General features: G+C 67.4%; 25 protein-coding genes. 8 read left to right on the forward strand and 17 right to left on the reverse strand.

Features of this window, described 5'->3' with window-relative positions:
* Positions 1-213: 213 nt before the first annotated feature.
* Positions 214-1,644, reverse strand: coding sequence for a glycine--tRNA ligase (locus AC5Y7D_RS20430; RefSeq protein WP_499927307.1), 1,431 nt, complete (start codon positions 1,642-1,644; stop codon positions 214-216).
* Positions 1,645-1,827: 183 nt separating this feature from the next.
* Here AC5Y7D_RS20430 and AC5Y7D_RS20435 point away from each other — a divergent pair, with 183 nt between their 5' ends.
* Positions 1,828-2,220, forward strand: coding sequence for an ArsR/SmtB family transcription factor (locus AC5Y7D_RS20435; RefSeq protein WP_499927144.1), 393 nt, complete (start codon positions 1,828-1,830; stop codon positions 2,218-2,220).
* Positions 2,217-2,618, forward strand: a complete 402-nt coding sequence (locus tag AC5Y7D_RS20440; protein ID WP_499927146.1) for a Fur family transcriptional regulator — start codon at positions 2,217-2,219, stop codon at positions 2,616-2,618. Before AC5Y7D_RS20435 ends, AC5Y7D_RS20440 begins: the two co-directional genes overlap by 4 nt.
* Before the next feature lie 41 nt (positions 2,619-2,659).
* Here AC5Y7D_RS20440 and AC5Y7D_RS20445 read toward each other — a convergent pair whose 3' ends face one another.
* Genes AC5Y7D_RS20445 through recO form a run of 3 tightly spaced genes read right to left on the reverse strand, consistent with a single transcriptional unit; the run spans position 2,660 to position 4,759 of the window.
* Positions 2,660-3,058, reverse strand: a complete 399-nt coding sequence (locus AC5Y7D_RS20445; protein ID WP_499927148.1) for a hypothetical protein — start codon at positions 3,056-3,058, stop codon at positions 2,660-2,662.
* On the reverse strand, positions 3,058-3,948 hold the full coding sequence (locus tag AC5Y7D_RS20450; RefSeq protein ID WP_499927150.1) for a decaprenyl diphosphate synthase: 891 nt from the start codon (positions 3,946-3,948) through the stop codon (positions 3,058-3,060). The genes AC5Y7D_RS20445 and AC5Y7D_RS20450 overlap by 1 nt, the downstream gene beginning before the upstream one ends.
* Positions 3,941-4,759 carry a DNA repair protein RecO gene (recO, locus tag AC5Y7D_RS20455; protein ID WP_499927152.1) on the reverse strand — a complete coding sequence of 273 codons (819 nt, stop codon included), beginning with the start codon at positions 4,757-4,759 and terminating at the stop codon, positions 3,941-3,943. Before recO ends, AC5Y7D_RS20450 begins: the two co-directional genes overlap by 8 nt.
* A 61-nt stretch (positions 4,760-4,820) precedes the next feature.
* Here recO and AC5Y7D_RS20460 point away from each other — a divergent pair, with 61 nt between their 5' ends.
* Positions 4,821-6,320: an amidase gene (locus AC5Y7D_RS20460; protein WP_499927154.1), complete on the forward strand. Its 1,500-nt coding sequence runs from the start codon at positions 4,821-4,823 to the stop codon at positions 6,318-6,320.
* Between the two features lie 44 nt (positions 6,321-6,364).
* Here the strand turns inward: AC5Y7D_RS20460 and AC5Y7D_RS20465 are convergent, their stop codons facing one another.
* The gene (locus AC5Y7D_RS20465; RefSeq protein ID WP_499927156.1) at positions 6,365-6,637 is read right to left on the reverse strand and encodes a hypothetical protein; all 273 of its coding nucleotides are present in this window, start codon (positions 6,635-6,637) and stop codon (positions 6,365-6,367) included.
* Between the two features lies 1 nt (position 6,638).
* Between AC5Y7D_RS20465 and AC5Y7D_RS20470 the strand changes: the two genes are divergently transcribed.
* On the forward strand, positions 6,639-7,061 hold the full coding sequence (locus AC5Y7D_RS20470; RefSeq protein WP_499927158.1) for a hypothetical protein: 423 nt from the start codon (positions 6,639-6,641) through the stop codon (positions 7,059-7,061).
* A gap of 427 nt (positions 7,062-7,488) precedes the next feature.
* On the opposite strand, the gene era is transcribed toward AC5Y7D_RS20470, so the two are convergent.
* The 5 genes from era to AC5Y7D_RS20495 form a co-directional block, all read right to left on the reverse strand.
* Entirely contained in the window at positions 7,489-8,388 is a 900-nt protein-coding gene (gene era, locus AC5Y7D_RS20475) for a GTPase Era (protein WP_499927159.1), read from the reverse strand.
* 73 nt (positions 8,389-8,461) lie between these two features.
* Positions 8,462-9,742: a hemolysin family protein gene (locus AC5Y7D_RS20480; protein ID WP_499927161.1), complete on the reverse strand. Its 1,281-nt coding sequence runs from the start codon at positions 9,740-9,742 to the stop codon at positions 8,462-8,464.
* Entirely contained in the window at positions 9,739-10,275 is a 537-nt protein-coding gene (ybeY, locus tag AC5Y7D_RS20485) for an rRNA maturation RNase YbeY (protein ID WP_499927163.1), read from the reverse strand. The genes AC5Y7D_RS20480 and ybeY overlap by 4 nt, the downstream gene beginning before the upstream one ends.
* A 19-nt stretch (positions 10,276-10,294) precedes the next feature.
* Complete coding sequence (locus AC5Y7D_RS20490) at positions 10,295-11,353, reverse strand: PhoH family protein (RefSeq protein WP_499927165.1); 1,059 nt, start codon at positions 11,351-11,353, stop codon at positions 10,295-10,297.
* A 67-nt stretch (positions 11,354-11,420) separates the two neighbouring features.
* Positions 11,421-12,077 carry a TetR/AcrR family transcriptional regulator C-terminal domain-containing protein gene (locus AC5Y7D_RS20495; protein ID WP_499927167.1) on the reverse strand — a complete coding sequence of 219 codons (657 nt, stop codon included), beginning with the start codon at positions 12,075-12,077 and terminating at the stop codon, positions 11,421-11,423.
* A 73-nt stretch (positions 12,078-12,150) separates the two neighbouring features.
* On the opposite strand from AC5Y7D_RS20495, the gene AC5Y7D_RS20500 reads away from it, so the two are divergent.
* Both AC5Y7D_RS20500 and AC5Y7D_RS20505 read left to right on the forward strand, forming a co-directional pair.
* Positions 12,151-13,035 carry an alpha/beta hydrolase gene (locus AC5Y7D_RS20500; RefSeq protein WP_499927169.1) on the forward strand — a complete coding sequence of 295 codons (885 nt, stop codon included), beginning with the start codon at positions 12,151-12,153 and terminating at the stop codon, positions 13,033-13,035.
* Positions 13,025-13,663, forward strand: coding sequence for a maleylpyruvate isomerase family mycothiol-dependent enzyme (locus AC5Y7D_RS20505; RefSeq protein ID WP_499927171.1), 639 nt, complete (start codon positions 13,025-13,027; stop codon positions 13,661-13,663). Before AC5Y7D_RS20500 ends, AC5Y7D_RS20505 begins: the two co-directional genes overlap by 11 nt.
* Here AC5Y7D_RS20505 and AC5Y7D_RS20510 read toward each other — a convergent pair.
* From AC5Y7D_RS20510 to hrcA, 4 genes are all read right to left on the reverse strand, one after another.
* On the reverse strand, positions 13,652-14,176 hold the full coding sequence (locus AC5Y7D_RS20510; RefSeq protein WP_499927172.1) for a nuclear transport factor 2 family protein: 525 nt from the start codon (positions 14,174-14,176) through the stop codon (positions 13,652-13,654). The genes AC5Y7D_RS20505 and AC5Y7D_RS20510 overlap by 12 nt on opposite strands.
* Positions 14,177-14,193: 17 nt before the next feature.
* Positions 14,194-14,958 carry a 16S rRNA (uracil(1498)-N(3))-methyltransferase gene (locus AC5Y7D_RS20515; protein WP_499927174.1) on the reverse strand — a complete coding sequence of 255 codons (765 nt, stop codon included), beginning with the start codon at positions 14,956-14,958 and terminating at the stop codon, positions 14,194-14,196.
* Between the two features lie 18 nt (positions 14,959-14,976).
* Positions 14,977-16,125 (reverse strand): molecular chaperone DnaJ, encoded by a 1,149-nt coding sequence (gene dnaJ / locus AC5Y7D_RS20520; RefSeq protein ID WP_499927176.1) that lies wholly within the window; start codon positions 16,123-16,125, stop codon positions 14,977-14,979.
* Positions 16,126-16,196: 71 nt separating this feature from the next.
* A complete protein-coding gene (gene hrcA / locus AC5Y7D_RS20525) occupies positions 16,197-17,228 on the reverse strand; it encodes a heat-inducible transcriptional repressor HrcA (RefSeq protein ID WP_499927178.1) in 1,032 nt (343 codons plus the stop codon).
* 179 nt (positions 17,229-17,407) lie between these two features.
* Here hrcA and AC5Y7D_RS20530 point away from each other — a divergent pair, with 179 nt between their 5' ends.
* Positions 17,408-17,716 (forward strand): type II toxin-antitoxin system VapB family antitoxin, encoded by a 309-nt coding sequence (locus tag AC5Y7D_RS20530; RefSeq protein ID WP_499927180.1) that lies wholly within the window; start codon positions 17,408-17,410, stop codon positions 17,714-17,716.
* Positions 17,717-17,744: 28 nt separating this feature from the next.
* Here AC5Y7D_RS20530 and AC5Y7D_RS20535 read toward each other — a convergent pair whose 3' ends face one another.
* A complete protein-coding gene (locus AC5Y7D_RS20535; protein WP_499927181.1) occupies positions 17,745-18,239 on the reverse strand; it encodes an MTB12 family secreted protein in 495 nt (164 codons plus the stop codon).
* 219 nt (positions 18,240-18,458) lie between these two features.
* Between AC5Y7D_RS20535 and AC5Y7D_RS20540 the strand changes: the two genes are divergently transcribed.
* A complete protein-coding gene (locus AC5Y7D_RS20540; RefSeq protein WP_499927182.1) occupies positions 18,459-19,079 on the forward strand; it encodes a GNAT family N-acetyltransferase in 621 nt (206 codons plus the stop codon).
* Positions 19,080-19,089: 10 nt separating this feature from the next.
* Here the strand turns inward: AC5Y7D_RS20540 and mbtM are convergent, their stop codons facing one another.
* Positions 19,090-20,676 carry a long-chain-fatty acid--ACP ligase MbtM gene (gene mbtM / locus AC5Y7D_RS20545; RefSeq protein ID WP_499927184.1) on the reverse strand — a complete coding sequence of 529 codons (1,587 nt, stop codon included), beginning with the start codon at positions 20,674-20,676 and terminating at the stop codon, positions 19,090-19,092.
* A complete protein-coding gene (gene mbtL, locus AC5Y7D_RS20550) occupies positions 20,673-20,933 on the reverse strand; it encodes a mycobactin biosynthesis acyl carrier protein MbtL (protein ID WP_499927186.1) in 261 nt (86 codons plus the stop codon). The genes mbtM and mbtL overlap by 4 nt, the downstream gene beginning before the upstream one ends.
* Position 20,934 lies beyond the last annotated feature (1 nt).

The raw sequence follows: 20,934 nt of genomic DNA on the forward strand, positions 1-20,934 counted from the left end.
TCTCAATACGCCCCTCTCTGCCCGGTAATTCTCAACCGGAGGTGCGCGCGTTACCGAGATCGACACGCCAGCCATTGCAGCGACGTCTGCCGGGGAAACCCGCAGCGGGCTCGGCCGTGCCACCGCGGAAACCAGCCGCGTTCAGGCACGGCAAGCGCAGGGACGACTCGCGCCGCTGCCAGGGGAACCTGGCCGGCGGGCACAGGTGCAGCTTCAGCCGCCCTTGAGACGCACGGCCAGGTACTCGGCGACCTTGTCGAGGGTCACGCGATCCTGCGTCATGGCGTCACGCTCGCGCACGGTCACGGCGTTGTCCTGGAGGGAGTCGAAATCCACAGTCACGCAGTACGGGGTTCCGATCTCGTCCTGCCGACGGTAGCGACGGCCGATGGCGCCGGCGTCGTCGAAATCGATGTTCCAGAATTTGCGCAGCTCGGCGGCCAGATCGCGCGCCCTGGGGCTCAAGTCCGCGTGCCGGGACAGCGGCAGCACCGCCGCTTTGACCGGCGCCAGCCGCGGGTCCAGTCGCAGCACCGTGCGCTTGTCCACGCCGCCTTTGGCATTGGGCGCCTCGTCCTCGGTGTACGCATCGATCAAGAACGCCATGAACGAGCGGGTCAGGCCGGCTGCAGGCTCGATGACATACGGCGTGTAGCGGGTGTCGGTGGCCTGGTCGTAGAACGACAGGTCGGTCCCCGAATGCTTGCTGTGCGTCGACAAGTCGAAGTCGGTCCGGTTCGCGACACCTTCCAGCTCACCCCACGGGTTGCCTTGGAAACCGAACTTGTACTCGACGTCGACCGTGCGGTCCGAGTAGTGCGACAGCTTCTCTTTGGGGTGCTCGTAGAGTCGCAGGTTCTCCGGGTTGATACCGAGGTCGATGTACCACTGGCGCCGGGTGTCGATCCAATACTGGTGCCATTCCCGGGCGGTGGACGGCTCGACGAAGAATTCCATCTCCATCTGCTCGAACTCTCGGGTGCGGAAGATGAAGTTGCCCGGGGTGATCTCGTTGCGGAAGCTCTTGCCGATCTGCCCGATGCCGAACGGCGGCTTCTTGCGGGACGTCGTGACGACGTTGGCGAAGTTGACGAAGATGCCCTGGGCGGTCTCGGGGCGCAGATAGTGCAGGCCTTCCTCCGTCTCGATGGGACCCAGGTAGGTCTTGAGCATCATGTTGAACTCGCGGGGCTCGGTCCACTCGCCCTTGGTCCCACAGTCGGGACACACGATCTCGGTCATCGGCACCGAATCTGGATCAATGGCGGGATCGCCCTTCCCTTTCTTCGCGGCGTAGGCCTCCTGCATGTGGTCCTGGCGGTGCCGCTTGTGACAGTTGAGGCACTCGACCAGCGGGTCGTGGAAGACCTCGACGTGGCCGGAGGCCACCCACACCTCGCGCGGCAGGATGATCGACGAATCGAGCCCGACCACGTCGTCGCGACCGGTGACGACCGAACGCCACCACTGCTTCTTGATGTTCTCCTTGAGTTCCACCCCCAGCGGCCCGTAATCCCAGGCCGATTTGGTGCCGCCGTAGATTTCGCCTGAGGGGAAGACGAAGCCGCGCCGCTTGGCCAGGTTGACTACGGTTTCGATGACGGACGCCACGGGGGTGTGCGCTCCCTTCGGAGGGTCTGGCAGACACGGGCAGTGACGACCACTGCCCGCAAATCATCAGTCATGGTAGCGATCGGCGTCCCGGTCTTTGACATGCATCTTCATGCATGTGACAGTGGAGGGCAGCCGCGGGCGGGTCGAAGGCAGGCCCCAGGCACGTCCGAAGCGCTCCTATTGCCGGAATTCAAGAGGTGGTGACTCCAAACGGTGACGTCGCCGTCAACCCCTACCGCCGCCGATGACGAACTGGCCGGCCATCACTCGCACAGTGCCGACGGTCTGGCGGAGCACGCCGACTATCCCACACCACCGCCGCGGGACATTCTCGATGCCGCGGGCGAGTTGTTGCGCGCCCTGGCCGCACCGGTGCGAATCGCCATCGTGCTGCAATTGCGCGAGTCCCAGCGCTGCGTGCACGAATTGGTCGATGCACTCGGTGTGCCGCAGCCGCTGGTCAGCCAGCATCTGAAGATCCTGAAGGCGGCCGGCGTGGTTTCCGGGGAGCGGTCCGGTCGGGAAGTGCTGTACCGGCTTGCCGACCATCACCTCGCCCATATCGTGGTCGACGCGGTGGCTCATGCCGGCGAGGACGCGCCGTGACTTCTTCCAGCGAAGGAACCACCGTCCGTTCCACACGTCAGCGCGCAGCCATCTCCACGCTGCTGGAAACGCTCGACGAGTTCCGTTCGGCCCAGGAACTGCACGACGAACTGCGCCGGCGGGGCGAGAACATCGGCCTGACCACCGTCTACCGCACGCTGCAGTCGATGGCCACGGCGGGCATGGTGGACACACTGCGCACCGATACCGGCGAATCGGTGTACCGCAGATGCTCGGAGCACCACCACCATCACCTGGTGTGCCGCAGCTGCGGTTCCACGATCGAGGTCGGTGACCACGAGGTCGAGGCCTGGGCCGCCGAGGTGGCGGCGAAGTACGGGTACTCCGACGTGAGCCACACCATCGAGATCTTCGGCACCTGCTCGGAGTGCGCCTGACCCTCCGCCGAGCGTGAAGCTGGCCGCACGCTCGGCGCAGATCAGGCCGTGAGCTCACCGCGGATGCGGGCGCCGGTATCGAGAACCAACAGGATCAGCGTGCGTAATGCGTCGTCGGTCAGGCCGGCGCCGGGGAAGTTGTAGCGCAACATCACGTCAGCGGTTTTGGCGTTCCTGGTGCCCTTCTCCAACAGGTTCACCGAGCCGAAGTTCACCTCCCGCGCCTGGATGGCCACCCGGTCGCGGACCTTCTTCGTCAACGGCACGTCCCAGGCCAGGACCTGGGTCAGCGACATCAGGTCGAGGTCCTCGACGATGCGCACCACCCGCAAGGAAGCGAACGTGCCGTTGTGGCGGACGGTGAGCGCGCCGTCGGCCTCGGACTCCACCGCGAGGACCTCGCCCAGGACGGCGGCCAGCCGCTCCTGCAGAGTTGTCATCAGGCGCTCCCGAACCGTCGATTACGAGACGCGTACTCCTCGCACGCCGCCCACAGATCGCGGCGGTCATAGTCCGGCCACAGCTTGTCCTGAAAGACGTATTCGGCATAAGCCGCCTGCCACAGCATGAAGTTGCTGGACCGGTGCTCACCCGATGTCCGCAGGAACAGATCCACGTCGGGGATGTCGGGTCGTTGCAGGTGCCGCGAGATCGTCGACTCCTTGACGCGGTCCGGGTTGAGCCGGCCGGCCGCTGCCTCGGCGGCGATTCTTCGGGCAGCTTCCGCAATCTCGGTGCGGCCCCCGTAGTTGACGCAGTAGTTGATGGTGATGACGTCGTTGTTCTTGGTCACTTCCTCGGCGACAGCCAGTTCGTTGATGACGCTGCGCCACAGCCGGGGGGCCGAGCCGACCCAGCGGATCCGGACTCCCATCTCATTGAGGATCTCGCGGCGGCGTCGCACCACGTCGCGGTTGAAACCCATCAGAAAGCGGACTTCCTCGGCCGACCGCTTCCAATTCTCCGTGGAGAAGGCGTAGAGGCTGAGCCACTTGATCCCGATTTCGACCGCGCCACAAGCGATGTCGATCACCACTGCCTCACCCATCTTGTGGCCCTCGGTGCGGCGCAGGCCGCGCTGGGTGGCCCAGCGGCCGTTGCCGTCCATCACGATGGCGACATGATTGGGCAGTTGAGCGGCGGGGATCCGCGGCGCGACCGCTTTCGACGTGTGCTGCGGGGGCCGGCGCGGTCCTCCGCCGGGCGCCGGCGGCAGCGCCGGGAAGACCACGGGCCAAGTCGAGGTATCTGGGAAGGTCGGGTAGTCCTCGGGCGCCGGCGGAAGTTGCGGGAAGTCGGTGGACTTCAGTCGTTCGGCCTTCTTAGCCACACTCGGTATCCTGCCCGATCAGCACGGCATGCTGTTCAGTCAACCCCGCGCGCCGTTCGGCAGCCGTACGATCCACGTGATAGACCCGCTCCACCAGCGGCAGCGTTTTGAGTTGCCGCTCCAGATGCCATTGCAGGTGTGCGGCCACCAATCCGCTCACATAGCTACGGTGCGACGCCGGCGACTGCTCGGCGGCCTCCCAATCGCCGTCGTGCAGCGCGGACATCAGGTCCAGCACACCCAGCGGCGGCGTGGTGGCTCCGGCCGGACGGCAGTGGGCGCAGACGCTACCCCCCGCGGCGATGTGGAATGCGCGATGTGGACCGGGGGTGGCGCAGCGCGCGCACTCGGTCAGGGCCGGCGCCCATCCGGCGGTGCCCATGGCACGCAAGAGGTAGGCATCCAGCAGCAGCTCGCGGGGGCGGCGCCCGTCTGCGACCGCCCGCAGCGCACTCACCGTGAGCCGGTGCAGAGTCGGCGCGGGCGCCCGCTCCTCGCCGGCCAGGCGTTCCGCGGTTTCCAGCATGGCGCAACCGCAGGTGTAGCGACCGTAATCGTTGACGATGTCGGTGGCGAACGCGTCGATGGCGACGACCTGGGTGACGATGTCGAGGTTGCGGCCCGGGTGCAACTGCGCGTCGATGTGCGCGAACGGCTCCAGTCGCGCGCCGAATTTGCTGCGGGTGCGCCGCACCCCCTTGGCCACCGCGCGGACCAGCCCATGATCACGGGTCAGCAGGGTGACGATGCGGTCGGCTTCACCGAGCTTGTGCTGACGCAGCACAACAGCCCGGTCTCGATACAGCCGCATCACAATAGTTTTGCACCCCGCCGCGACATCGCGGGGATCCGCGCCGATAGTCTCGTACCCCGTGGTTGGCGCTTCTGAGTTCGCTGCCGGGGTCGAATTCGGCTCCGGCAAACGGCGTTTTCCCACGTTAACCGACCTGCTCTATCAGTTGGCGACCAGGAAGGTGACGGCCGCCGACCTGGTCCGCCGCTCCCTGCACGCCATCGATGTGAGCCAGTCCACATTGAATGCCTTCCGGGTGGTGCTCACTGAGTCAGCTCTGGCCGACGCCGCGTCGGCCGACCGGCGCCGCGCCGCCGGCGACACGGCGCCGCTGCTGGGCATCCCGATCGCGGTGAAAGACGACGTCGACATCGCCGGCGTCCCCACCGCTTACGGCACCGATGGATACGTCCGGCCCGCCACCCAGGACAGCGAAGTGGTGCGCCGCCTCAAAGCGGCCGGCGCGGTGATCGTCGGCAAGACCAACACCAGCGAACTGGGCCAATGGCCATTCACCAGCGGGCCGGGGTTCGGCCACACCCGAAACCCGTGGTCGCGCCGGCACACGCCGGGCGGATCGTCGGGCGGTAGCGCGGCCGCGGTGGCCGCGGGCCTGGTGACCGCCGCGATCGGCTCCGACGGCGCCGGCAGCATCCGCATCCCGGCGGCGTGGACACACCTGGTGGGCATCAAGCCGCAACGGGGCCGCATTTCCACCTGGCCGGAGCCCGAGTCGTTCAACGGCATCACCGTCAACGGCGTGTTGGCACGCACCGTCGCCGACGCGGCGCTCGTGCTCGACGCGGCCTCGGGCAACGTCGACGGCGACCTGCACAAGCCTCCCCCACTGACGGCCTACGAGTACGTCGGCATCGCCCCCGGTCCGCTGAAGGTCGCATTGTCGACGGGCGTCCCGTACACCTTTTTCCGGTCCAAGCTGCATCCGGAGATTCTGGCCGCGATCGAGAAGGTGGGCGAGCAACTCGAGCTGCTCGGACACACGGTGGTCACCGGTAACCCGGACTACGGCGTGCGGCTGTCGTGGGACTTCCTGGCCCGATCGATGGCGGGCCTGTGGGCCTGGGGAGAGCGGTTGGGTGACGGTGTCGACTGGGATCCCCGCACCTTGTCCAACATGCGAACCGGCCACATGCTGTCGCAGGCGACCCTGCGGACCGCCCGCCGCCACGAGGCAGCCGACCAGCGGCGAGTCGGATCGATCTTCAACATTGTCGACGTGGTCCTGGCACCCACCACGGCGCAACCACCGCCGCCGGCGCGTGCCTTCGACCGGCTGAGCAGCGTGGCCACCGACCGCGCGGTCATCGCCGCGTGCCCGTACGCCTGGCCCTGGAACGTCCTGGGCTGGCCGTCGATCAACGTGCCGGCGGGCTTCAGCTCCGACGGACTGCCCATCGGAGTCCAATTGATGGGACCGGCCAACAGTGAAGGCATGCTGATTTCACTGGCCGCCGAATTGGAGGCCGTCAGCGGCTGGGCGGCCAAACAGCCCGAGGTGTGGTGGAACACCGGGAACAGCACCCCCCCTATCCACTCCGTGCCGGAGCCGCGGCGCTGAACCCTTGAATCGCTTCGGGTTTGGCGGTGGCGCCGGCGGGTAGTTCACCGGCCATCTACCAGATTCCTTCGTTGCCGACCGGCGGTGTGACGCTGGTGGTGTCGCCGCTGCTGGCGCTGCAACAGGATCAGATCGCCGCCATCGAGGAAAGCGGCGCAGGAAGGGCGGTGGCCGTCAACCACGCTGCGCGCCGCCCAGCGCCGACGGAACTGGCAGTCCATCGAAAGCGGCAGCGCAGACTTCGTCTTCGTCTCTGCCGAATAGTTGGCCAACCAGGACGTGGTCGAGAGGTTGCGCCGGGCACGGCTGTAGCTCATCGTGGTCGACGAAGCGCACTGTGTCTCGGCGTGGGGCCACGACTTCCGTCCCGACTATAGGCGCCTCGCCGACGTCTTCGGTCAACTGGGGGAATCGATTCCGGTCGCCGCGCTGACGGCAACCGCATCGGTGGTGGTGCGACGCGACATGATCAGCCGCCTGCGGCTACGCGACCCCGACGTCGTCATCGGCGGTTTCGACCGGCCCAAACTGCGCCTGATTGTGAAACGGTATCTCGACGAGGACGGCAAGCGGGCGGCGGTGATCGATTGGGTCGCCACCCTGCCGGGCCCCGGTTTGTTGGACACCGCCACCCGCAAAGATGCCGAGTACTACGCCGAAGGGATTCCTGCGCGCGGCAACGTCATCCGCTGCGGCGGTGGCCGCGGCGATGCACATGGTGGAACTGCGCCAACGCGTTGATCTCAGTCGGGTCGAGATGATGCGCGGCTACGCCGAAACCTATTCGTGCCGAAGGGTCTCCCTACTCTCCTATTTTGGTCAGCACCTGGCGGACCCGTGCGGCAACTGTGATCGGTGCCTGGCGGCCCGGCGGCTCGATGACGTCGGTATCGAAGCCTCGGCATTGGCGATCGGCAGTACCGTTCGCCACTCCCAGTGGGGTCCGGGCATGGTCATCGGTGGTGCGAGCGCAGCACGGTGCTTTCGACGAGTTCGGTTACCGGACGCTGTCCATGGCGGCGGTGCGTGAAAAGGGTCTAGTCGACGTCATGGTCGCCGGGACCTGACGGTGCGGAAACCGGGCCTGCATCCCGGGCTGGGACCGTCGCGTCGGTCGCGCAAGGCGTTGAGAACGGGAGGAACGCGGCTGACCTGGCGGCACTCGGCGTCAAAACCCAAGTCGGCCAAGCTGTTTGGGGTCGCGCTGCCAGTTCTTGGCAACCTTGACCCGCAGGTCCAGGAAGACCTTGGTGCCCAGCAGCTTCTCGATCTGGTTGCGGGCCGCGGTTCCCACCTCCCGCAGCCGCGCGCCGCCCTTGCCGATGACGATCCCCTTCTGGCTGTCCCGCTCGACGTAGAGCACCGCGTGCACGTCGATCAGGTCGTCACGGTCCTCCCGTGGACTGACCTCATCGATCACCACCGCCAGCGAATGCGGCAACTCGTCGCGCACGCCCTCGAGGGCGGCCTCCCGGATCAGCTCGGCCATCAGCACCTCTTCGGGCTCATCGGTGAGCTCACCGTCGGGGTAGTAGGCCGGACCCGGCGGTAATGCGGCCGCCAGGACGTCGATCAGCACGTCCACCTGTGCGCCCGAGACCGCTGACACCGGGACGATCTCGGCGGCGTCGGGCACCAACTCGCTGACCGCGACCAGTTGCGCGGCTACCCGGTCTTTGGGGACCTTGTCGATCTTGGTCACGATCGCCACCAGGGTCGTCTTGGGAGCCAGTGACCGAATCTGCTCGACGATCCAACGGTCACCCGGGCCGATCGTCTCGTCCGCCGGGATGCACAACCCGATGACGTCGACCTCGGTGTAGGTGTCGCGGACCAGGTCGTTGAGCCGCTTGCCCAGCAGGGTGCGCGGCCGGTGCAGGCCAGGGGTGTCGACCAGGATGATCTGAAAGTGTTCCCGATGCACGATGCCGCGGATGGTGTGCCGGGTGGTCTGCGGACGCATCGAGGTGATCGCCACCTTCGATCCCACCAGCGCGTTGGTCAGCGTCGACTTGCCGGTGTTCGGCCGGCCAATGAAACACACGAAGCCCGAACGAAACTCGCTCACTACGCCCGCCTCGCCGACCGTGCTGTCAGGGCGGGTTCGGGCGCGGTCGGCCGCCACCGACTCACATTCGGCGTCACTCGTCCTCCTCGGTTTCGGCCGGACTCAACAGCACGGTGCCGATGCGCAGCCGGCCGCGGTGATCGCGGCCGCCTTCGGCCTGCAGCCGCAGGCCGTGGGACGTCACCTCGGCGCCGGGCAGCGGCACGCGGCCCAGCTCCAGAGCCAACAACCCACCCACCGTGTCGACGTCGAGATCATCGTCGAACTTAACCCCGTACAACTCGCCGACGTCCTCGATCGGCAGTCGTGCCGAGACCCGGAAGCGCTTGTCACCCAACTCTTCTACCGGCGCGGTCTCGGCTTGGTCGTATTCGTCGGCGATCTCGCCGACGATCTCCTCGAGCACGTCTTCGATGCTCACCAGGCCGGCGATGGCGCCGTACTCGTCGACCAGCAGCGCCATGTGGTTACGGTCGCGCTGCATTTCCCGCAGCAGTGCGTCCAGCGGCTTGGAGTCCGGCACGAAAACCGCCGGCCGCATCACGTGAGAAACAGTGCCACCTCGACTGCCATTCTCGTAGAAGGTCTGCCGGACAAGGTCTTTGAGGTATACCACGCCGATAATGTCGTCGACATTCTCGCCGATCACCGGGATCCGGGAATATCCGCTGCGGACCGCCAGCGCCATTGCCTGACGGGGCGTCTTGTCGCCCTCGATCCAGACCATCTCGGTGCGCGGCACCATCACCTCGCGCGCCGGGGTGTCACCGAGTTCGAACACCGACTCGATCATCCGGCGCTCCTCGGCGGCGACCACGCCGCGCTGCTGGGCCAGATCGACGACTTCGCGCAGTTCGATCTCGGAGGCGAACGGTCCGTTGCGGAAGCCGCGCCCGGGGGTGAGCGCGTTGCCCAGCAGCACCAACAACCGGCTGATCGGCATCAACAGCCACGAAATCGCTTGCAGCGGAAGGGCCGTCGCCAGCGAAATGGAGTACGCGTTCTGCCGGCCGAGGGTGCGCGGGCCCACGCCGATGACTACGAAGGTGGTGACCACCATGATGGCCGCGGTTCCCATGACGGCCCAGTCCAAGCCGAAGTTGTCGTAGAGGAACACCACGAGCAGCACCGTCGCGGTGATCTCGCAGGTGATGCGGAGCAGCACCACCAGGTTGATGTAGCGGGGCCGGTCGGCCATCACCTTCAGCAGCGACCTGGCGCCCGGCCGCTCGTCGCGCATCAGTTCGTGTACCCGGGCCAGCGACACGGTGCTGATCGCCGCGTCGAGCGCAGCGAACAAGCCGCCCAGACCGATCAGCACAATCGCACCGAGCAGCTGAGAAAAGCTGGTCACGGCTGGTCGAAATACCTTGACTTGTCCAACAGCCGGCGGTCCCGCTCGTTCTGCCGGTCGTACTGGTAGGCCTCGACCTGTTTGGCCACCCACTCCTCGAGCAACCGGTCCTGCAAAGCGAACATCTCTCGTTCTTCGTCGGGCTCACCGTGGTCATAACCGAGCAGGTGCAACACACCGTGAACGGTCAGCAACGCCAGTTCGTGTCCGAGGCTGTGGCCCGCGGCGGCGGCCTGCTTGGCGGCGAATTCCGGGCACAGCACGATGTCGCCCAGCATGGCCGGACCGGGCTCGGGCGCGTCGGGCCGGCCGCCGGGCTCGAGCTCGTCCATCGGGAAGCTCATCACGTCGGTCGGGCCGGGCAGGTCCATCCAGCGCATATGCAGATCGGCCATGGCCGCGGTGTCCAGCAGCACCATGGACAACTCGGCTGCAGGGTTGACGTCCATCTGGTTGATCACGAAGCGCGCCACGCTGACGAGTTCGGCTTCAGACACGTCGATGCCCGACTCGTTGGATACCTCAATGCTCATAAGACGCTCACCGGCTCCATCATCGGCGATTGCGGCTCCCCGACGCCCGCCGAGCCGCGCGATTCAGGCCGGAGGCCGGGTCCTCGTATCGGGCATAGGCGTCGACGATTTCCGAGACCAGGCGATGGCGGACCACATCCTGGCTGGTCAGCTCGGCGATGTTGATGTCCTCGATGTCCTCGAGGATGTCCACCGCGGCCCGCAGGCCCGACTGCGCGCCGCCGGGCAGGTCGATCTGCGTGACGTCGCCGGTGATAACCATCTTCGACCCGAATCCAAGCCGGGTGAGGAACATCTTCATCTGCTCGGCGGTGGTGTTCTGCGCTTCGTCCAACACGATGAAGGCGTCGTTGAGGCTTCGTCCCCGCATGTAAGCCAGCGGCGCCACCTCGATGACCCCGGCCGACATCAGCTTCGGGATCAGCTCGGGGTCCATCATGTCGTAGAGCGCGTCGTACAGCGGGCGCAGGTAGGGGTCGATCTTCTCGCTGAGCGTGCCCGGCAGAAAACCGAGGCGTTCACCTGCTTCCACCGCGGGGCGGGTCAAGATGATGCGCGTGACCTGCTTGGTCTGCAGCGCGTGCACGGCCTTGGCCATCGCCAGATACGTCTTCCCGGTGCCGGCCGGGCCGATCCCGAACACGATGGTGTGCGCGTCGATCGCGTCGACGTAGCGCTTCTGGTTGAGCGTCTTGGGCCGGATCGTCTTTCCGCGCCGGGACAGAATGTCGAGGGTGAGCACTTCGGCCGGTGACTCCTTGCCGGTGCCGACCAGCATGGCCACGCTGTGCCGCACCACCTCCGGCGACAGCGACTGGCCCCTGGACACGATCGCCACCAGTTCCGAGACCGCGCGTTCGGCGAGCGCAACGTCGGCCGGCTCACCGGACAGGCTGACGCTGTTGCCGCGGACATGCAGGTTGGCCTTGAGCGCACGTTCCAGGGCACGCAGGTTCTCGTCGGCCGAACCGAGCAGGCCCACGACGAGGTCGGGTGGCACATCGATGCTGCTGCGAACTTGAGCGTCGGCCTGCCTGGCTACCCCAGCATCGGCGGCGCGGGTCTCGCGGGGCGTCACGTGGTTTCTGCTGCCTGCTTTCTGGCGTCAAGGGCTGGCGTACGGAACTTGGTGAAGACGACGGCCATCAGTCTACCGCCGTCCGGTCACCGCCTCCCAGGGATTTGATGCCCGCCAACAAGAGTGCCAAACCGCGTTCGAAATCGGCCGCCGCCGTCGAATGCTGGCTGACCTGGGCCAAAGCGGCGATATGCGGGTGCTCGTGACCGGCTATTGAACCGATGCGCGCCGCCACTGCGGCCTGCTCCCGCTCTCGCCCCGCACCGGCCCGGGGTCCGGCCAGTTCGGCCTGTGCGCTGCCCATGACCAGACCGAGCACCGCCCGGAAGCCGGCCAGCAGATCCTCCTGCGCAAGCCCCGCACGCTGCAGCGCGGCGATCAACCGGTCCGCGGCCGGATAGCTGGACGCCGACATCGTGCGCCGGGTGAGCACCAGCGGGACGGCGTTGGGGTGCCGACGCACCGCCTCCCACATCGCCACCGCGACGGCACGCACGTCGTCGCACCAATCATCCTCGGGAGCAGGAACTTTCACCTCGCTGATGACGGCTTCGGCGACCAGGTCCTCGAGTTCACCGCGGTCGCTGACGTAGTTGTAGAGCGTCATCGGACCGGTGCCCAGGGCGGTGGCCAGCGACCGCATGCTGAGCCCGCCCAGACCGTCTCGGTCGACGATCTGCAGGGCGGCCGCGGCAATGTCGGCGACCTTGAAGCGTGCGCGCACGGCGGTTCCCTCTCTATTGACACGTACATCGTACGTGGGGTACAACACGTACATTGTACGTATTGGAGGATTGATGACATCTCGCACCGAGTTCTTCTCCCACGGCACGCGCTGTGCCGCCTGGGTCACCCGGCCACCCGGCGCGGGTCCGCATCCGGCGGTTGTCCTCGCCCACGGTTTGGGCGCCAACCACACCATGTCGCTATCCGGCTATGAGCGGCACTTCGCCGCCGCCGGGCTGGCCACGCTGGCTTTCGATTACCGGCACCTGGGAGCATCCGACGGGACACCGCGGCAACGGCTCAGCCTGCGCCGCCATCGCCAGGACATCGGCGCGGCGATCGAGTACGTCCGCACCCTGCCCGGCATCGACGCGGATCGCGTGGCACTGTGGGGCACCAGCCTGGGAGCGATGCACGTCCTGCGGGTGGCCGCCGGCCGGCCCGACATCGCCGCGGTGGTGGTGCAGTGCCCGATCGTCGACGGCCCGGCGACGCTGCGGCGGCTCGGGGTGACGGCGGCGCTGCGGATCGGGCCGGCGATCGTGGCCGACAGCGTCTCGAGCGCGCTGGGACACCCACGCCGGTACGTTCCGATCGTCGGACCGCCGGGCAGCCGGTCCGCGGTCACCGTGGCCGGCGCCGAAGGCGGCTGGTACTCGACGATCGATCCCGGCGGCTCGTTCGACAACCGCATCGCCGCGTGCAACGTCGTAGCGATCGGTGTCACCAGCGCAAAGCTTGTGGCGCAACACATTTCGGCGCCACTACTGGTGTGCATATCGCGACGCGAGACGCTGATTGATCCGCATCATGCCGAGGACGTGGCCCGGCGCGCACCGCATGCCATCGTGCGCCACTACGACGGCGACCATTTCCAGATCTACCATCCCCCGCTGCGGGACGCTCTGCTCGCCGACCAGACCGCCTTCTTGCGAGAGCATCTCCGTGCCGCGTGACTTGTTGATCGACAACGACATCCGGTTCATCACCGTCGCCCGCAGCTTGTCGGACGCGGAGTGGTCTCAGCGCAGCCTGTGTTCGCAGTGGAGCAATCACGAAGTGCTGGCCCACCTGGTAGTGGGATACCGGGCATCACTGCGGGAAATCGCCTTCGGGATGGCCCGGCAACACGGTTCTTTCGACCGGGTGAACGCTGCGCTGGCCCTCGGGCTGGCGCAGCGGCGCAGTCCCGCCGAGCTCATCGAGGATTACGCGGCGCTCAGCCGGCGGCCTCGCGGGGTGGCCCGGGTGTTTCCGCGGCGATTGTTGCTGGGCGATCACGTAATCCATGAACTCGACATCGTTCTCGCGCTGGACCGGCCGCCCGCAGTGGAGCCTGCCGTGCTGATCGCGGTCCTCGATACGCAAGTGCGAGTGCCGAACCCGTTCGTGCCGGCGGCCGCCAGGGCGCGCGGCCTGCGGCTGCGCGCCACCGATATCGACTGGATCCACGGCCGGGCTGCGCGGACCGTCAGCGGCACAGCCGCGCACTTGGCGTCGGTGCTTGCCGGGCGCCCGTGGGCGCTGGATCAACTCAGCGGCAACGGTGTCGACGAACTGCGGGCCCGGGTGTCAGCGGGTTAGCAGCGTGTTTGACGGCAGATCCTTGTTGAGCACCTTGTGCGCTTGGGCGGCTCCGGTGACCGGAAGCAGTGTTTCGTCCAGCATTCCCACCTGCACCAGCAGCGAGGCCTGATCCCAGTAGATGCGTTCGTATGCCACCCGATTTCCGTCGAAGCCCATCACCACCACCAACGGAAGCAGAACCGGACGACCGGTGGGCGGCACGCCGGGGAGAAAGGTCGGCATCGCGATGTCATGCGTGAACGACATGACCATCTCGTCGACCACCCGATCGGCACCGACAGTGCGGGAGACCGGGGTGATCGTGGTGTCGTCGGGCCAGTACCCGATGAAGTACCTGCGGTAGAAGTCGGCCACCGCGCCGGCGCCCACGCCACCCATCATGGTCGGGACATGGTTGACGAACGGGTCGGCCGTCATCGTCGCCATGGTCGCCTGCAGGTCCCGGGTGACGAACTCGCTGGCGACGTGCTCATCGAAGACCGCGCTCAGATCGTGTGCAGGGCTAGTCATGTCCGGGTAGGTTCCTTTCATCCGTCCAGCGGCGGTGCGTCCCACCGCGACGTCAATACGCCGAGTGCGCCCAGAGCCACCGCAGCCGCAGTCGAGGTGCGCAGTACGGTGGGCCCCAGCCGGACCGGGACCGCGCCCGCGGCGACCAGCGCATCGATCTCCTCCGGGGCGATGCCACCCTCGGGTCCTACCACGAGCGTCAACGACTTAGCTTGCAGCGCAGACACTTCCGCGATGCGGTCGGTCGCCGATTCGTGCAGCGCCAGCACCGCGCCGCCGGCGGCGACCTCGGCGCGTATCCGGAAGGTCAGCTCGGTGGTGGACAGCACTCCGTCGACCGACGGGATGTGTGCCCGGCGCGATTGCCGCGCCGCCGAGCGCGCCACCGCTCGCCAGCGGCGCAGGCCCTTGTCGACGCGCGCGCCTTCCCAGACGGCCACACAGCGCGACGCCTGCCACGCCACGAAGGCGTCGGCACCGGCCTCGGTGGCCAACTCGACGGCGAGTTCGGACCGCTCGGACTTGGGCAGCGCCTGCACCACGGTCACCGGGGGGCTGCCACCGGCAACGGTCCAGCGCCGTTGCACGCGCGCGCCCAGGCCGTCGCGCCCGGCGTGTTCTACCAGGCAGCGGGCCAGCCCGCCGGCGCCGTCGCCGAGCACCAGCTCTTCGCCCGGCCGGATCCTGCGCACGGTGGCGGCATGAAAGCCTTCGTCGCCGGCCACGACGGCCAGCGCGCCGGCATCCGGCAGCGCGTCGACGTAGAACAGCGTGGCCACCATGTGTGCGCCCCGGCCGGGTCAGCGGCCGGTGAAGGTCTCACGCAGGCGGCTGAACAGCCCGCCGTTGTTGGCGTGTGACGATCGCACCTCGGCGACGTCCCGGCTGCGGCGGTTCTTGAGCTCCCGGAGCAGTTCGGTGTCGTGGTGGTCCAGCCGGGTGGGAACCACTACGTCGACGTGGACGTGCAGGTCGCCGCGAGTACTGGAGCGCAGCTGCGGCATTCCCCGTCCGCGCAATGTGATCACCGCACCGGGCTGCGTACCGGGAGGGATGATGATCTCGCTGGTTCCGTCGAGGATGGCGTCCAGGCTGACGCTGACACCGAGCGCGGCGTCGACCATCGGCACGGACACCGTGCAGTGCAGGTCGTCGCCCTCCCGGGCGAAGATGTCGTGGGCCTGCTCGTGAACCTCCACGTACAGGTCGCCGGCCGGTCCGCCGCCCGGGCCCACTTCGCCCTGTGCGGCGAGCCGGACCCGCATGCCCTCGGCGACGCCGGCCGGGATCTTGACGGTGATGTCCCGGCGGGCGCGCACCCGGCCGTCGCCCACGCACTGGTAACACGGGTCGGGGATCACCACGCCCACGCCCCGGCAGGTCGGGCAGGGTCGCGAGGTAAGCATCTGGCCGAGCAGCGAACGCTGGACGGTCTGCACCTCGCCGCGGCCGGCGCAGGTGTCACAGGGAACGGGCGCCGAATCTCCGTTGGTGCCCTTGCCCTGGCACCGGTCACATAACACGGCGGTATCCACGGTGACCTGCTTGGTCACCCCGGTCGCGCACTCCTCGAGGTCCAAGCGCATCCGCAGCAACGAGTCCGAACCCGGCCGCACCCGGCCGATCGGACCGCGAGAACCAGCGCCCCCGCTGAAGCCACCACCGAAGAAGGCCTCGAAGACGTCGCCCAGACCGCCGAAGCCGCCGAACCCGCCCCCGGCGGCAGCGGCGTTCTCCAGCGGGTCGCCGCCCAGGTCGACGATGCGGCGCTTCTCCGGATCGCTGAGCACCTCATAGGCGACGCTGATCTCCTTGAACCGCGCCTGCGCTTCCTCGTCGGGATTGACGTCGGGATGCAGTTCGCGCGCCAGCTTGCGGTAGGCGCGTTTGATCTCCGCGTCGTTGGCGCCCTTGTTGACGCCGAGTAGCCCGTAGTAATCGCGTGCCACGATTCGCCTTTCTAGGCTGTTTATGGCCGCCGGTCAGGCGGCCATCCAAAAATTCTGTAGCGGGTGCGCGATCATCGAGCACCCAGAACTTCGCCGATATACATAGCAACCGCGGCAACACTGGCCATAGTTCCCGGATAGTCCATGCGGGTGGGACCCAACACACCCATCCCGCCGTAGACCGTGTCATTGGTGCCGTAGGCGGTGGACACCATCGAGGTGGCGACCATCTGCTCGGCCTCCGTCTCATGGCCGATGCGCACGGTGACCTTGCCGGCTTCCTGCTGCGCCGCCAACAGGCGCAGCACTACCACCTGCTCCTCCAGCGCTTCCAGAATGGAGCGCAGCGAGCCGCCGAAATCAGCGGCATTGCGCGTCAAATTGGCGGTGCCGCCCAACAGCAGGCGTTCCTCGGTGTGTTCCACCAGCGATTCGAGCAGTACGGTCGCAGAACGCCCGACGGCATCTCCCAGACCGTCCCCGCCGTGCAGCCGCCCGGCGAGATCGGCCACCGCGATCGAGGCAGCCGAGAGCCGCTTACCCACCAGCGCCTGACCGAGCATCTCGCGCAGCTGGGATAGCTGATGGTCTTCGATGACGTCGCCGAGTTCGACGATGCGCTGATCCACCCGGCCGGAGTCGGTGATGACCACCATCAAGAGCCGGGCCGGCGTGAGCGCGATCACTTCCAGGTGACGGACAGTCGAGGTCGACAGCGTCGGGTATTGCACAACGGCCACCTGGCGGGTGAGCTGCGCCAACAGCCGCACCGCGCGACGCAGCACATCGTCGAGGTCGACACCGGATTCCAGGAAGGTCTGAATCGCACGCCGCTCCGCCGACGAGAGCGGCTTGACGTCGTCGAGGCGATCGACGAACTCGCGGTATCCCTTCTCGGTGGGCACCCTTCCGGAGCTGGTGTGCGGCTGGGTGATGTAGCCCTCAGCCTCCAGGACCGCCATGTCGTTGCGGATGGTCGCGCTGGATACGCCCAGGTTGTGTCGCTCCACCAGAGACTTGGAACCGATCGGTTCCTGGGTGGCGACGAAATCGGCGACGATGGCATGCAACACCTGAAAGCGACGCTCGTCAGCGCTACCCATTGGCTACACCCCCTCTGCACGTAACGACCGGGTCCATTTTACGGTCTCGCCGGGATCTGACCTGCCAACCTGCGCGATCGGCTACTTATCGCCCCATCGGTCCGCCCCGGCGGCTAGCCTTTCCAGGTGGTCTGGTCGAGCGGCACGTCGAGACGAAACTCAGCCGAAAGCGATTATCGATGATTTTCAAGGGCGTTCGCGAGGGCAAACCATATCCGGAGCACGGCCTGTCCTACCGGGACTGGTCGCAGATCCCACCTCAGCAGATCCGCCTCGACGAGTTGGTCACCACCACGACGGTGCTGGCCCTGGACCGTCTGCTGTCGGAGGACTCCACCTTCTATGGCGACCTTTTCCCGCACGCCGTGAAGTGGCGCGGCATCATCTACCTCGAGGACGGCCTGCACCGCGCGGTGCGTGCGGCGCTGCGAAACCGGATCGTGTTGCATGCCCGGGTCTACGACATGGACATGGCGACGCCGAACTAGCGATCGGCGGAAACAGGTGTGGCCCGCGTCAGCGGGAGGCGGCCTGCAACAACTCCATCGCCGAGCTGCGCGAGAGCACCCAGCTGCCCTGGTTGACGAACGTGACGCTCTGAGTGACCGGGGGCGACAGCTTGGGACCGGAGACCGACACGTCGGCGGTGGCCGAGTTGCCCGCCGCCGACTGGATGTTGGCCACGGTGAACGACAACGGCAGGTCGCCGTTCTTGGCGGCCTTCTTCAGCTGGTGATCGGCGATGTGCGCCTCGGTTCCGCCGATGCCGCCCTCGACCAGGTCGCTCTTGCTGGCGAACGGCACGTTGGGATCGGCCAGGCTGGTGAGGATGCCGGTCAACTGGGCGGCGGTAGGAACGGCGGCCGGTGCCGGCGCCGGGTCCTGCGGCAGCGGTGCACCGAAAACGACGGGCTGCACCTGGTAGCCGACCGGGCCGGTGATCGCCGTCACACCGGCGGCTGCGGCGCCGATCGCGGCCACGGCCGCAGCACCGATAACGATGGACTTCATGAGTTCTCTCCCCTTCGACGGACGCCTGACGTCTCATTGCTGAGCGTTGCGCCTTTACGGTTTCTTCGAATTTCCGGCCAGTTTCGTTACCTCACGCTACCCGGACACGCCGCTCGAACCTGTGCGCCGGCTATGCGTCAGCCATGAAATTCCCGATCGGGAGCGCTCGACACGCCGCCGACATGCCCAGATGCGCCTTCGGTAGGCTCGCACCTCGAAATGACTGATGCCAAACCGGTGCTTCCACGTGAGCTCACCGATATCCCGGATGAGGTGCGCGCCGTCCCACCGCCGCCCACGCCGATGATGTCCGCGCCGTACGCTTTTCGTCTCGCCGATGCCGACGCGGACGCGGAGATGATCGCCGAGTGGATGAACCGGCCGCATCTGGCGCAGGCGTGGGAGTACGACTGGCCGGTGCCGCGCTGGCACCGCTATTTGCGCGCCCAGCTCGACGGAAGCTATTCCCGTCCGTTCATCGGCAGCCGGCACGGCGAGGATCTGGGTTATATCGAGTTGTACCGTGCGGCAAAGGACTCCGTAGGCACGCTGTACCGGGCCGACCCCTACGACATCGGTCTGCACGCCGCCATCGCCGACGAGCGGATCGTCAACCGCGGCCTGGGCCCGATCTTGTTTCCGCGCATTGCGGCCAGCGTCTTCGAACTCGAAGACCGTTGCCGGCGAATCATTTTCGAGCCGGACCAGGACAACACGGCGGCCCGCAGGCTCTGCGAGTTCACCGGCTGCGTCTTTCTCGGCGAGCACCCCATGAATCACCGGCAGGTAGCGCTGTACGCCTTGCTCAGGACACCCGGGGACATTCCGGAAGTCGGCTAGCGCGTTGGAGTTATCGGCCGCTGAGGCTTCGCTTCACCTCCAGCCGGCGCAGTTTGCCAGAGGAGGTACGCGGCAGCGAGCCCGGGGCCAGCAACACGACATTCGACGGCACCACGCCGCACTGGGACGCGATCCGGGCCACCAGCTCACTGCGGGCGCCGGATTCGTCGGGTCCGCGGAACTCGGCCGCGATGATCAGGCCGGGACGGGCTGAGTCGTCGGCCTCGATCGCCACCACCGCTCCTTCGCGAACTCCGCGCACTTCCGCGGCGATCCGCTCCACCTCGCTCGGGAAGATGTTGCGTCCGGCGACCGAGATCACCTCCTTGGCACGACCACAGACCACCAGTCCGCCGTCCGCGAAGTAGCCCAGATCGCCGGTCCTGAACCAGCTTTCCGGTTCGAGCGGTGTTTCGCCGAGGTATCCCGACATCATCGAGGCGCCGCGGATCTCGACCTCGCCGATGTCGCGTCCCGGCGCCCGGGGTCCGGCGCCTGACACCGGGCTGATCCGGACTTGCATCCCTGGGATCGGCTCGCCGAGGATGGCGTGCCGGCGCGGCGGCCCGGCCGAACCATCGCTGCCGGAAGCGATTTCGTCGTACAGCAGGCCGGTACCGGGATGCGGCGCGGTGACCGCGCAGCTGGCTTCGGCAAGCCCATAGGACGGGGTGGCGGCCCGGGCATCGAAACCGAACCTGCTCAGCGCCGTGGTGAACCGCTCCAGTGCGACACAGTCGACGGGCTCGCCGCCGTTGATGGCGACCCGCACCCGGCCGAGGTCGACGTCGGGGACGCGGCGAGCGTACTTGCCGATCACCGAGTACGCGAAGTTCGGTGCCGCGGTCAAGGTGGCCGCGCTGTCGTTGAGCCACGTCAGCCACCGGAACGGGGAACTGGCGAAGGCAGCGGTGGGGGCCAGCCACACCGGGGCACCGGACACCATGCCGCTGAGCAGAAACATCAACCCCATGTCGTGGTACAGCGGCAGCCACGAGCAGCCGCCGTCGGTTGACGGATCCAGGCGCACGTGTTCCAGCAGCCCGGTCACATTGCTGAGCACCGCGGACGGGGAAAGCATTGCCGTGCGCGGGTTTCCGGTCGACCCCGCGGTGCCTTGCAGCACCGCGGGCGTGTCCGGGGCCGCCGCTGCGGGCGGCAGGGTGCTCGACCGCCGGCCTCGCGCGGCCGCGGTGACGTCGTGCACGCCCATCGGCGGGTCGGTGCTCTGCAGCAGCTCCAGCACCGACCCGTGGCTGAACACGGTGGTGACGCCGAGTCCGATGAACCGGGTCAGCGTGGACTGTGCCCACTGCTTCGGGTCCGCGCCGCGCACCGGCCCCGGCAGGATGGCCACACTCTGCCCGGCGAGCCAGGTGCCCTGGATCGCCGCAACCAACTCGACGGTCGGCTCACCGACCAGGCCGACCGCCCCGGGGCTGTCCACGGCCAGGATCTGCGTCGCGATGAGCTCCGCCCGGGACTGGACCTCCGGCCACGGGTGGTGGTGCCAGGTGGCGCCGTCCTGGTCAAGGACCACGAGGTCGTGAGCCGATGAACTCATCGACCGGGACAGGGCGGCGGCTAACGGGCTCATCCGAGCACCGAGGCCTTGGCGAAGATGGCGGCCTCCAGGTCGCCCACGGTGTCACAGCTGAGCAGGTCCTCATCGGAGAGCACCACACCCAGCTTGTCTTCGATCGCCACCATGCCCACCGCGAACGCCACCGAATCCAACCCGACGTCGTCGATCAGCCGCGACTCCCTGGTCACCTCGCGCACGTCCACCCGCAGATCGTCGCGGAGGATCTCCTGCAGAGCGGCGCTCACCGCGCCGGGTGTCGACAGGTCCACG

It is taken from the genome of Mycobacterium sp. NGS49, from assembly GCF_059812565.1.

What these genes read in the sequence shown, in the direction of transcription:
- AC5Y7D_RS20445 (WP_499927148.1), bottom strand. Translation starts at nt 3,058, where the DNA reads ATGACAACTCTGCAGGAGCGGCTGGCCGCCGTCCTGGGCGAGGTCCTC.
- recO (WP_499927152.1), bottom strand. Translation starts at nt 4,759, where the DNA reads ATGCGGCTGTATCGAGACCGGGCTGTTGTGCTGCGTCAGCACAAGCTC.
- AC5Y7D_RS20465 (WP_499927156.1), bottom strand. Translation starts at nt 6,637, where the DNA reads ATGAGCTACAGCCGTGCCCGGCGCAACCTCTCGACCACGTCCTGGTTG.
- ybeY (WP_499927163.1), bottom strand. Translation starts at nt 10,275, where the DNA reads ATGAGCATTGAGGTATCCAACGAGTCGGGCATCGACGTGTCTGAAGCC.
- AC5Y7D_RS20500 (WP_499927169.1), top strand. Translation starts at nt 12,151, where the DNA reads ATGACATCTCGCACCGAGTTCTTCTCCCACGGCACGCGCTGTGCCGCC.
- AC5Y7D_RS20510 (WP_499927172.1), bottom strand. Translation starts at nt 14,176, where the DNA reads ATGACTAGCCCTGCACACGATCTGAGCGCGGTCTTCGATGAGCACGTC.
- AC5Y7D_RS20515 (WP_499927174.1), bottom strand. Translation starts at nt 14,958, where the DNA reads ATGGTGGCCACGCTGTTCTACGTCGACGCGCTGCCGGATGCCGGCGCG.
- hrcA (WP_499927178.1), bottom strand. Translation starts at nt 17,228, where the DNA reads ATGGGTAGCGCTGACGAGCGTCGCTTTCAGGTGTTGCATGCCATCGTC.
- AC5Y7D_RS20530 (WP_499927180.1), top strand. Translation starts at nt 17,408, where the DNA reads ATGATTTTCAAGGGCGTTCGCGAGGGCAAACCATATCCGGAGCACGGC.
- AC5Y7D_RS20535 (WP_499927181.1), bottom strand. Translation starts at nt 18,239, where the DNA reads ATGAAGTCCATCGTTATCGGTGCTGCGGCCGTGGCCGCGATCGGCGCC.
- AC5Y7D_RS20540 (WP_499927182.1), top strand. Translation starts at nt 18,459, where the DNA reads ATGACTGATGCCAAACCGGTGCTTCCACGTGAGCTCACCGATATCCCG.
- mbtM (WP_499927184.1), bottom strand. Translation starts at nt 20,676, where the DNA reads ATGAGCCCGTTAGCCGCCGCCCTGTCCCGGTCGATGAGTTCATCGGCT.